Genomic DNA, 10,677 nt, shown 5'->3' with positions numbered 1-10,677 from the left:
ATTTCTCGGCCTCGACGGGCTGGGCGCGGGCGGCGACCTGGCGGCCGCGCTGGCCGAGGTCATCGATCCCGGGCTGCGCCACGACGCCGGCGGGCGCGAGGCGGCCGACCCGCTGGTGCGCGACGTCTACCGCCTGGCGCTTGCCGCCGGCCATGACGGCGCGGCGCGGCGGCGGCTGCAGCAGCTGGTGTCGCAGTTCGCCGGGCTCGAACGCCTGCGCCAGCCGCTGCACCGCGCCCACGAGGCCGCCGCCGCCGCGGCCGGCCGCGTGCCCGGGCTCGAGGCCGAGCTCGCCGCGTTGCGCGACGCCGCCGCCGCCGCCCAGGTTGCGCGCGACGAGGCCGCCGCCCGCGCCGAGACCGCCGAAGCGGCGCTGCGCGAGGCCGAGGCCCGCGCCGCCCGGCTCGGCGCGATCGAAGCGCGCCTCGCCGAACGCGAGGCCGAGCTCGCCGGGTTGCGCGACGAGGCCGCTGCCGCCCAGGCGGCGCGCGACGAGGCCGCCGCCCGCGCCGAGACGGCCGCGGCGGCGCTGCGCGAGGCCGAGGCGCGCGCCGCCCGGCTCGGCGAGATCGAAACGCGCCTCGCCGAGCGCGAAGCCGAGCTGGCGAGCGCCCGCGAGGCCGTCGCCGCGTTGCGCGACGAGGCCGCCGCCGCCCAGGCGGTGCGCGACGACGCCGCCGCCCGCGCCGAGACCGCCGAAGCGGCGCTGCGCGAGGCCGAGGCCCGCGCCGCCCGGCTCGGCGAGGTCGAAACGCGCCTCGCCGAGCGCGAGACCGAGCTCGCCGCGTCGCGCGACGCAGCCGCCGCCGCCCAGGCGGCGCGCGACGAGGCCGCCGCCCGCGCCGAGACCGCCGCGGCGGCGCTGCGCGAGGCCGAGGCGCGCGCCGCCCGGCTCGGCGAGATCGAAACGCGCCTCGCCGAGCGCGAGGCCGAGCTGGCGAGCGCCCGCGAGGCCGTCGCCGCGGCGGAGGCGCAGGCGGCGGCGGAGCGGCGTCAGGCGGCGGCGGCCGCGGCGAAGGCGCAATCGGCGCTGACCGCGCTGTGCGCCCGGGCCGAGACCGCGGAGGCGGCTTTGCACCGGGCGCGGGCCGAGGCGGCGGCGCGGCTCGGCGAGGTCGAGGCGCGGCTGGTCGAGCGCGAGACGGCGCTGGCCGAGGCGCGGCACGCGCTCGCCGGCCTGAGCGCGGTGCTGGAGACGGCGGAGTTGCGCCTCGCCGACGAGGCGGCGGCGGCGCAGGCGGCGCTGCGCGAGCAGGCGGAAGCCGAGCTCGCCGTCGCCGCCGAGCGGGCGGAGCGCGGCGCCGCGCTGGCCCGCGCCGAGGCGGAGGCGGCCGGGCTGCGCGCCGCGCTCGCCGAGACGACCGGCTCGCTCGACGCGACGGCGCAGCGGCTGCGCACCGCCGAACAGGAAGCGGCCGCGGCGCGCGCCGAGCGCGATGCCGCGCGGGCCGAGACGGCGGCGCTGCGCACGGAACTGGGCGGGCTGCGCGACGCGCTCGGCCGCGCCGAGGGCCAGGCGAAAGCGCGCGAGGTCCAGGCAGCCGCGGCGCTGGCCACGGCGGACGCGGCGGAAGCAGAGGCCGCCGCCGCCCGCGAGGTCGGCGCCCGGCTGGCTGCGGCGTTCCGCGACGAGCCGGTGCCCGGGCCGGCCGCGGCGGCGATCCCCGGCGCGTGGTGGCGCCGCCGGCCGCTCGCGCTGCGCGGGTGGCGCGCGCCCGACAAAGCGGTCTCTCTGCAAACTCAGGGGGCGGAATGATCCTGCCGCTCGGCCGCAAAAACGGCCGGCCCAGCGCGATCATGCTGGGCGATCGCGCCCGCGACGCCGGCGACTGGCACGCCGCCGCGCGGCATTACCGCACCGCCTTGGAGCGCAACCCGGCGCGCGCCCCGATCTGGGTCCAGTACGGCCATGCGCTGAAGGAAAGCGGCTTTCTCGCCCAGGCCGAGGCCGCCTATCGCCGCGCCCTGGCCGAGGCGCCCAAGGTGGCGGACACCTATCTGCAGCTCGGCCACGTGCTGAAGCTTCAGGGCCGGGCGAAGGAGGCCGAGGCGGCCTATCTGCGCGCCCTGGTGCTCCACCCCGCCCTGCCCGACGTGCCGGAGGAGCTGCGCGGCCTCGGCTGGTCGGAGGCCATGGTCGGCGAACTCGCGGTTGTGGCGAACCCCGACGCCGCCCGCCCCACCAAGCGGGTCGATGCAAGCCGTGCCGAACCGGTCAACGCCCCTCCGGCAGCGGAGGTTCCGCGGGGCGAGGCGCGACCGCAGCCATCGGGGCCCGACATGCGGGCCCTGGCAACAGTTGTGCGCGACTCTGGCTTATTCGATCCGCAGGTCTACCTGTCGCTGCCGCGGCAAGCCGATTTGCGCCAAGGCAACGCGGATCCGACGAAGCACTTCATTGAGTACGGTTTCCAGGAGGGCCGCCCCTTCACTAACCCCGAGGTGATAGCGCGCCGGCTCGCCCGCTTCGATGACGAATTGCGCCGGGAAAGCGCTCGCTTTCGGGAAGAAGCGGAGGCGCTAGCGGCCCGGCCCGGCTATCCCGATATCACCGGACGACGCCCGGGGAAGCTCCGCATCGGGATATTTTGCAGCAGCGAAGGCAACTTTTTTATGCGGGAGTTTGCCGAGCTGCTGGCCTGGGGGCTTCACGAGGCCGGGATCGAAGCTGTGCACCGGGACGAGACTGCGGACCGCAGCGAGGCATTCCACCTTCGCGTCTTTGTTGCTCCACACGAATTCTTCTACCTGGGAGCCGGTCCCGCTTGGGCGCCCGTGGCGGCGGCGGCTAATTCGGTGCTCTACAACGTCGAACAGATGCAGACGCAGTGGTTTTGCCGCGCGCTGCCGCTGCTGATGCAGGCCCCGCTGGTACTCGACGCCAATTTTCACAACGCCGTTTTGTTGCGCACGTTGGGCTGCAACGCGCTCCATTTTATGCCCGGCTACCTCCCGGACACCCCGTACACCAAGCCGTGCATCGACATATCGGATATCGAGCTGATGCGCGGCTACGCGTTCGCGCGCGAACCTTTTGACTGGCAGCAACGGCACAGTCTCGAGGACCGCCCGATCGACATCCTTTTTATCGGCAGCAGCGCGCCGCGACGCGACACGACGCTGGCGCGGCTAGCGAGCCTTACCGACCGCTACCGCTTTGTGTGTGTTTATACGCACCAAGACGCCCCGCTTACTCCGCACACTTACCGCAGCACATCCACCGCAATAAATTGCGCGCTCGCGCAGCGCTCGAAAATCGTTCTTAACATCCATCGCGATTGGCTTGGTTATTTCGAATGGTCGCGGATGGTGCTTCAGGGGTTCTGGCAAGGGGCCTGCGTGGTGTCGGACCCAAGCTTACCCAACCCCCTTTTTCAGCCGGGCATTCACTACCTGGAAGAGAATTGCCGCCATCTCGGCGAGCTCATTCGCTGGCTTCTTTCCAGCGACGACGGAAGACGCAAACTTAGCGAGATTGCACACGCCGGTTTTAAGCAAGCGAGTTCCCTTGGACGGATGGCGGTCACCCTGGCCCCAGCTTTGAGCGCATTCCACCGGTTAACCCGTGACACTCAACCTGCACTATTCGACTGGATATAGCTGTGCCACTATTTGACGTTCGTGCCTTAGCGCAGCCCGTTTATCAGACAGAATATAAGACACCATTGCCGGATGACGTTGCCGTCATCATCCCGTTGTTTAACTATGGCCATACAATATTGGATACATTGCGATCTGTCATCAATCAGGATCACAATCAGTTGAGTATTACGCTCGTTGATGACTGTTCGACGGATGATGGCCTTGAAAAGGCACTCGCCTATTTGAAGGCGAGCGAGGCGCGTTTCCGGCGGGTGCACGTGTTGCGCCACGAACGCAACCAGGGCCTGTCGATGACTCGTAACTCCGGGATCGCTTGGAGCGCGGAACCCTATCTTTTCATGCTCGATGCCGATAACCGTATAAGACCGCCCGCGTTGTCCCGCCTCCTCGCTGCGCTGAAAATTTCTGGAGCGGCCTTCGCGTACTCTCAGTTAACCTTGTTTGGCAGCGAAACGGGTATTGGAGTTGCCGACGTATGGCAGCCGAGCAAACTCCTTCGCGGAAACTACATAGACGCTATGGCACTGATTAGGCGGGATGCTTTGGTTTCCCTCGGGGGCTACGAGACGCTCGCTGATGATCACGGTTGGGAAGATTACGATCTCTGGTGCCGATTTGCAAAGCGGGGACTATCAGGAGTGTTTGTACCGGAGCTTTTATGCGACTATAGAGTCCATCACTCTTCGATGTTGAGAACGCGAACCAATCGGAACGCAGCCGCCCTCGAAGCGGAGATGCTGTTGCGCCACCCCGACTTAGCTTGAATTAACCACGGACCGCAATGCTCCTAGCTAAGCGGAATGCTGTGCTTTTTCATGGCCCCTCTGCGAGGTACTCCTCAATCTCCCGGTACGGCTCACTTCCAACATAGCGATCAAGGAATGCTTCTTCATCGAGCTGAGTAAACTCGTATAGTGCATGATGATCCAGAGCAATTTTCATTAAATCCTCCTCGATCTCTCGATAGGACGAGAGCGCTCGTTTAAAGGAATTCCCTCCTGCTGACACGCGCGCAGATAGCTGCTCGTTTACGTATGCGTATAAGGCATAATCTTCAGAGAACTCGGTTCCATAGAGCGCCTGAAGCATTTCTCGTCCGCGCTCTTTTTGATCTGCCATGCGCCCGTCAAGTGGGGTTACATTCTTCCTCACATAAAGCGGTGGCCGCCACCCCATTTCTTTGGCGATCAATAGGACCGACTCGTCAAATCGCTCCATTGTACCGATCGCCGGGATGTAGCCTTTTATGGCTGCGATCGCCGCGTTGCAGAGACCCTCCGGTGGTTCATCGCTGCCGCATAAGAACCGGCATTGATCAGCCCGGTCGCACATTTCCGTAGAAGCCGCAAACTTCTCTAACGTAAGCTCGCCCGAGCGTACCTCCGAAGCGTGCCTGTGATGGGGGATACGTAAAAGCGTAAAAGTAATTTGACAGGACACGCTCTATAGGATCGCGCAGTATCGAGAAATAACGACAGGGGAAATTGAGCAGCTGATGGACACCAAATCGCTGATGCCCAACCATAAGTCGCACGTCCTGCCTTGCTAGAGCCTCGCGTAACTGCACCTCGGCCGGCTTATCCGGATCCCAGGGTAGGGCGCTATCGACGGGCCCGACGGCGCCACCATCAGCCGGCTCAAATACCATTATGTGTTTGATTTCATACTGTCTGGCGAGTACCACCCTGAGGGACGATCCCCCCGTTTTTGGTATATGAATAAAGATGTCCACGCCCACGATCACACATCCCTGTCTGACAGGTGTAATTCTATCTTAAGTTTGGAGTAAGGCAAGCGTAAGTTTGAGCTGATCGACAGCTTCGCATCAACGCTTGCACCCGGGCGCTTTCGTAAAGAACGACGCCTCTGGGAGGAGGGAACCTGTTGTGCTTATCAAGCTCTCATCGGGACTTGCGATACTAAACATGAACATATTTTCAACATCGACCTTGCTCGCGACGACCTCGCAGTAGAACCGGTTGAACGCGCTTAAACGAGCATTCCGTGCGCGGCCGACAAATGGCGCGTTATGGTACCCCCATTCTGTAATCCAGATCGGCTTCCCGGCCCCGCTTTCGCTTGAAAACCTCCTGAGTGCGGGCGCAATGGTTTCCGGGTGGTCAATCTCGGGGTACATATGAATTCCGACTCGATCGACGAGGTTCAAGTCGCTCCTGCCGTCGAGGGTTTTCAACATCCTAATGAACTGAGCGGGATGGGCGAACGACCGTGACGGAATTAGGCCTAGCGTGTTTGCCGTACCGAAGGAAACGATTAACGCACGCGGATACAACCCGGGCGTTTTGATCGTTTCGACGGCGGCTTCGAGGAAGCGCGCGTATGCCTTTGCGTAAGGGAGTAGCGACGAATCACGCAGGTTCGGTGCGTCGGGCTCGAACGGCAAGTCGGTGTTGAAACAGACCCAATCTAGTTCGTTGCCGATTTCAAAAGCGTCTACCTCAATTTCCGCGTGCCTTAATGCTGCCAGAGCGCTCGATAAGCGCGTCTTTAATCGTCCCGTGTCGAGGCCGCTGAGCGGAAGATTGCCACTCGACCATCCGCATAAGCGCTTGAACTCGGGCCCGGCGTACCTCGCACTTGGTTTATCGTAATACTCCGGCTCCGGATTGATAATGAGGAGGACGTGCTTATTTTGACCGCGAATCTGCCTCAAAATCTCGATCTCTTGCTCGACCGCATTAGGATGTAGAGCATCCCGGTACCATACCGCCGGTATGCGGCTCAGCGCCTTAAGAACGAGGTTCCGGCGTTCGGGCGGAGCCCACGCCAGATTGGAATCAGAAATGGACCGCCAGGGTTTGACCTCATCTCCGTAGGACATTGTTATCGTCAGGCAAAAAAGTGCCGTCCCAAAGATGGCCCGGAGCATGAGTCGACGATTCATTTTTTGGTCGAGAAACCGCATTGACCGAGACCCTTTTGAACGCCAAGCCTCGCAATCATTTGCGATAAAAGCGCATCAACAGATAATCCCAGTACGGCCCGTAGATTTCTCCGACTGCTTCAGCCGCTTCTAATTCCCATCCTAACCCGTGCATACAAGCTTCCAAGTGGCTTGCAGTATGACCCCACATCCAGTACCGGGAGGCAAAACGCTCTACTCGTGGTTCCTTCGGCCACATGGACCCCTCCCGGTAACGTTCTTTTAGTTCCTCCGGCCAAAACTGTAGCAACGTTGCAGTTGAAGGCAAAGGGAACGTATCTTCCCTAAGGCAAGGCTGGGCAATACAGATGAATTTTGACGTTGCCTCGGCGACATAATTCAAAATACCCACATAATTTTCCTGATGCAACAACACTTCATATAAAATAGAGGTGTCAACTTTGGTAAGACGCTCGTAGAGAGCGGGATCACGAAAGTCCGCGTTTATAAATTCGATTTTTAGCTTCGGGTTGACCTGTTGCGCGGCTTTGACATTTACGTCGAATTCAGGACGCGGAGTGACATCGATCATGCTCGCAAATTCGGCATCCAGCTTGATGGCCGGTTCTAGCAAATACCTTCCATGCACGAGATAAAGCCCGCCGTAATCGCGCAATGATTTTGTTCCAACGGCACCGACTACAAGATCCACCTTCTTCTGGAACAAAAAATTGATGTCAGTAGTAGCGGACCTTAACATTAGAATCTCCCGCGCTGATCACGCCGCGTAATACCCCACGAACTCGTCCCAGGCGGCGGCTTCGTTCCAGTCGAGCGCGGCGGGGTCGAGAAGGTCGGTGTTGATGCGCACCGCCGGCTCGGGAAATTCCCTCTGCTCGGCGTGGTCGAGGGCGCAGGGGCGGCCGAGCCGCGCCTCGGCTTCGCGCCGTACCCGCTCGGCAAAGGCGCCCTGGCTCTCCGGGTAGAAGCTCGGGTTGAGCCGGCGCACCGCGCCGGGCGGCGGGCTCGCCGCGACGAACTGCCCATAGGCGCGGGCCAACAGGCTCACCGGCACGTTGTCGCGGACATAGCGCGGCGTCTGCACCCGCGCCGTCTCGCCGCGCCGCCAGCTCCGCATCAGATAGGCGGTAAAGCGCGGCTCCTCGTACGGCCCGAACGGGTTGGGGATGACGAACTTCTCGAAGCTGAAGCCCTCGCGCCCGGCATAAAAGGCGGCCGCCGCCGCGGTCAAGCCCTTCGACAGCCCGTAGGGGCTGAACGCGCGCAGCGGCGCCGAGCCCGCCCCCTCGCCCGGCTCGAAGACGCTGCCGGTCAGCACCAGCCGGGCGCAGCCGCGCTCCCCCAGCGCCCGCAGCACCGCCGGCAGCCGGTACAGGTTGCGCGCGGCGGCCGCATAGGGGTCGAAATCGGGGCTGCGGTAATCGCCGACCTCGGCGCCGTGATGGCACAGCACGTCGAACCCGCCCGCCGCGCCGCGCACCAGGTCGAGAAACGCGTCGCCGCCGAAGGCGCAGCCGAAGCGCAGCTCGCAGCACCCGCGCAGCCGCGCGATGCGCTCGCCCCGCACCCCGTCATAGGCGCCGTCGCCGCGGCAGGCCGCCACCACCGCGTGCCCGGCCGCGCTGAGCTCGCGGGCAAACCAGAACCCGGTGAACGAGCTGGCGCCGGTCAACAGGATGCGCATCGCCGCTCAGCCGCCGAGATGCCAGGCCGGGTCGAAATCGCGCTGGTTGGCGTCCTTGTCGGAGATGACGGCGGGCGCCGCCGGCCAGGCGATGGCAAAGCGCGGGTCGTTCCAGCGCACCCCGCGCTCGCGCTCCGGCGCATAAAAGGCGCTGACCAGATAGAACGCCTCGGTGTCCGGCTCCAGCGTCAGAAACCCATGGGCGAAGCCGCGCGGCACATACATCATGCGGCGGTTCTCGGCGCTGAGCTCGGCCCCGAAGCTGTGCCCGAACGTCGCCGAGCCGGGGCGCAGATCGAGGATCGCATCCCACAGCGCGCCGCGGATCGCCCGCACCACCTTGACCTCGGCCGCCTCGCCGAGCTGGTAGTGCATGCCGCGCAAGGTGCCCTTGTCGCGGCTCAGCGAGTTGTTGATCTGCACGAAGCGCGTGTCGAGCCCGGCTGCGGCGAACTCGCGCTCGCAGAACAGGCGGGCAAAGAAGCCGCGCTCGTCCTCGCGCTTGTCGAGCTCGATCAGGTAGGCGCCGGCCAGCGGGGTCGGAACGAAGCGCATCGGGCCCTCATTCGGTCGCGGCGAGGCGGTCGAGCCGGTGCCGCAGGGTGCGCAGCCGCACGAACTTGTCGCCGTCGAAATCGGCGGCGGAAAAGCCGGCATCGGCGTAATGCGCGAGCAGTTCCTCCATGCCGGCGGCCAGGCTGTAGTGCAGCCGGAAATCGGGCAGCAGCCGGCCGAGCCGGGCGAAATCGACGCGGTAGTCGCGCGGGTCCTTGCCGACCTCGCCGGTGTAGACGACGCCCGCCCCCGGCACCAGCCGGCGCACCAGATCGGCGATGTCGCGCACCCGGTAGTTCTCGCCGTCGCCGCCGATATTGACCGCCTGGTTGTGGATCGCTTCGCGCGGCGCCTCGAGAAAGGCGACAAAGGCGCGGGCGATGTCCTTGCAGTGGATCAGCGGCCGCCACGGCGTGCCGTCGCTCATGATGCGGATGTCGCCCTTGGCGACGGCGCAGCCCAGCAGGTTGTTGACGACGAGGTCGATGCGCAGCATCGGCGAGTCGCCGTAGGCGGTGGCGTTGCGCAGATAGGCCGGGGAGAAATTCGCGTCGGCCAGCTCGGCGATGCCGCGCTCGGCGACGATCTTCGATTCGGCGTAGACCGAGACCGGGTTGAGCGCATCGTCCTCGCCGAGCGGGCGCCCGTCGGCCTTGCCGTAGATCGAGCAGCTCGACGACAGCAGAAACCGGGGCACCCCGGCGGCCTTGGCGGTGCGGGCCAGCGCGATCGAGCCGCGGGCGTTGATGTCGCGGGTGATCCCGGGGTCGAGATCGCCCATCGGGTCGTTGGAGATCGCCGCCAGATGCATGACACAGTCGTAGCCGTCGAGATCGCGCGGGGTCAGCGTGCGCACGTCGCGCACCAGCTCGACATCCGCCTTCGGCATCTCGTCCCAGGCGCAGCCGGCGAACAGGTCGAGGTCGCAGCCGGTGACGCGGTGCCCCGCCGCCTGCAACAGCGGCACCAGATGCGCGCCGATATAGCCGCGGTGGCCGGTAACAAAGACATTCATCGCTTTCGCTTTCCTTGCCGGTACCGCTCAGCGGGCCGGACGGGCCCAGGGCGCCTCCCCCGACTCCCACAGCCGGGTCAGCGTCTCGTGGTCGCGCTGGGTGTCCATGCAGGCCCAGAACCGGGTGTGCTGGAACACCGCGAGCTGGCCGTCGCGGGCGAGCGCGGACAGCGGCTGCTGCTCCATCACGCAATCCTCCGCCGGCGACAGGTAGCGCGCGATGTCGCGGCGGAAGAAGAAATACCCGCCGTTGATCCAGGCCGAGTGCAGTTCCGGCTTCTCGACGAACTCGACCAGCTCGCCGCCCTCCATGCGGAACTCGCCGAAGCGCGACGGCGGGTTCACCCCCAGCACCGTGCCGATCTTGCCGTGGCTCAGGTGAAAGTCGAATTCGGCGCCGAGATCGGCATCGGTCAGCCCGTCGCCGTAGGTCACCGCGAGATGCTGCGCGTCGCCGAGATAGCGCGCCATCGCCCGGGCGATGCGGCCGCCGGTCATCGTCAATTCGCCGGTATAGGCCAGCGTCACCCGCCAGTCGCAGCTATGGTCGACGCTGTGCACCTCGACCTCGTTGCTCTTCAGATCGACGGTGACGTCGCTGTTCATCGCATAAAAATTGAGGAAATAGTCGCGGATGATCTCGCTCTTGTAGCCCATGCACAGCACGAAGCGGTTGAAGCCGAAGGCGGCGTAAGACCGCATGATGTGCAGCACGATCGGGTCGCGGCCGATCGGCACCATCGGTTTCGGGCGAAATTCGGTCATCTCCTTGAGCCGGGTGCCGAGCCCCCCGCACAGGATGAAAACGGGCACGTCCGCCGTGTTCACCTTTCCCCCTTTCGCGCCGCCTCCTGCGGATAGCGGCCCCCGCCGCCCCCGGGCGGGCGGAGTTTGGGGCAAACCCCGCCGGCGGGC

Annotated in this window: 10 protein-coding genes; 3 read left to right on the top strand and 7 right to left on the bottom strand. The window is 65.2% G+C overall.

The genetic code is table 11. The features are described from left to right. The 3 genes from VFB33_11530 to VFB33_11520 all read left to right on the top strand — a co-directional run. A partial coding sequence (locus VFB33_11530; protein ID HZO82314.1) for a hypothetical protein occupies positions 1-1,756 on the top strand: 1,756 nt, incomplete at its 5' end. Continuing rightward, on the top strand, positions 1,753-3,600 hold the full coding sequence (locus tag VFB33_11525; protein HZO82313.1) for a tetratricopeptide repeat protein: 1,848 nt from the start codon (positions 1,753-1,755) through the stop codon (positions 3,598-3,600). The genes VFB33_11530 and VFB33_11525, both read left to right, overlap by 4 nt. A 2-nt stretch (positions 3,601-3,602) precedes the next feature. Continuing rightward, entirely contained in the window at positions 3,603-4,367 is a 765-nt protein-coding gene (locus VFB33_11520; protein ID HZO82312.1) for a glycosyltransferase family A protein, read from the top strand. Positions 4,368-4,416: 49 nt separating this feature from the next. On the opposite strand, the gene VFB33_11515 is transcribed toward VFB33_11520, so the two are convergent. The 7 genes from VFB33_11515 to VFB33_11485 all read right to left on the bottom strand — a co-directional run. Next, positions 4,417-4,935, bottom strand: a complete 519-nt coding sequence (locus VFB33_11515; protein ID HZO82311.1) for a hypothetical protein — start codon at positions 4,933-4,935, stop codon at positions 4,417-4,419. A gap of 493 nt (positions 4,936-5,428) precedes the next feature. Beyond that, positions 5,429-6,529: a glycosyl hydrolase gene (locus VFB33_11510; protein ID HZO82310.1), complete on the bottom strand. Its 1,101-nt coding sequence runs from the start codon at positions 6,527-6,529 to the stop codon at positions 5,429-5,431. A 34-nt stretch (positions 6,530-6,563) separates the two neighbouring features. Then, the gene (locus VFB33_11505; GenBank protein HZO82309.1) at positions 6,564-7,214 is read right to left on the bottom strand and encodes a hypothetical protein; all 651 of its coding nucleotides are present in this window, start codon (positions 7,212-7,214) and stop codon (positions 6,564-6,566) included. A gap of 51 nt (positions 7,215-7,265) precedes the next feature. Further along, positions 7,266-8,192, bottom strand: a complete 927-nt coding sequence (locus tag VFB33_11500; protein HZO82308.1) for an NAD(P)-dependent oxidoreductase — start codon at positions 8,190-8,192, stop codon at positions 7,266-7,268. A 6-nt stretch (positions 8,193-8,198) separates the two neighbouring features. After that, positions 8,199-8,747, bottom strand: a complete 549-nt coding sequence (gene rfbC / locus VFB33_11495) for a dTDP-4-dehydrorhamnose 3,5-epimerase (protein ID HZO82307.1) — start codon at positions 8,745-8,747, stop codon at positions 8,199-8,201. Between the two features lie 7 nt (positions 8,748-8,754). Further along, complete coding sequence (locus VFB33_11490) at positions 8,755-9,762, bottom strand: SDR family oxidoreductase (protein ID HZO82306.1); 1,008 nt, start codon at positions 9,760-9,762, stop codon at positions 8,755-8,757. Between the two features lie 27 nt (positions 9,763-9,789). Beyond that, a partial coding sequence (locus VFB33_11485) for a glucose-1-phosphate cytidylyltransferase (GenBank protein ID HZO82305.1) occupies positions 9,790-10,677 on the bottom strand: 888 nt, incomplete at its 5' end.

Source organism: Candidatus Binataceae bacterium, assembly GCA_035650475.1.
Taxonomy (GTDB): Bacteria; Desulfobacterota; Binatia; order Binatales; family Binataceae; genus JAKAVN01.
Note: the sequence above shows the minus strand (reverse complement) of the source record. Positions and strands in the feature narration are given on the sequence as shown.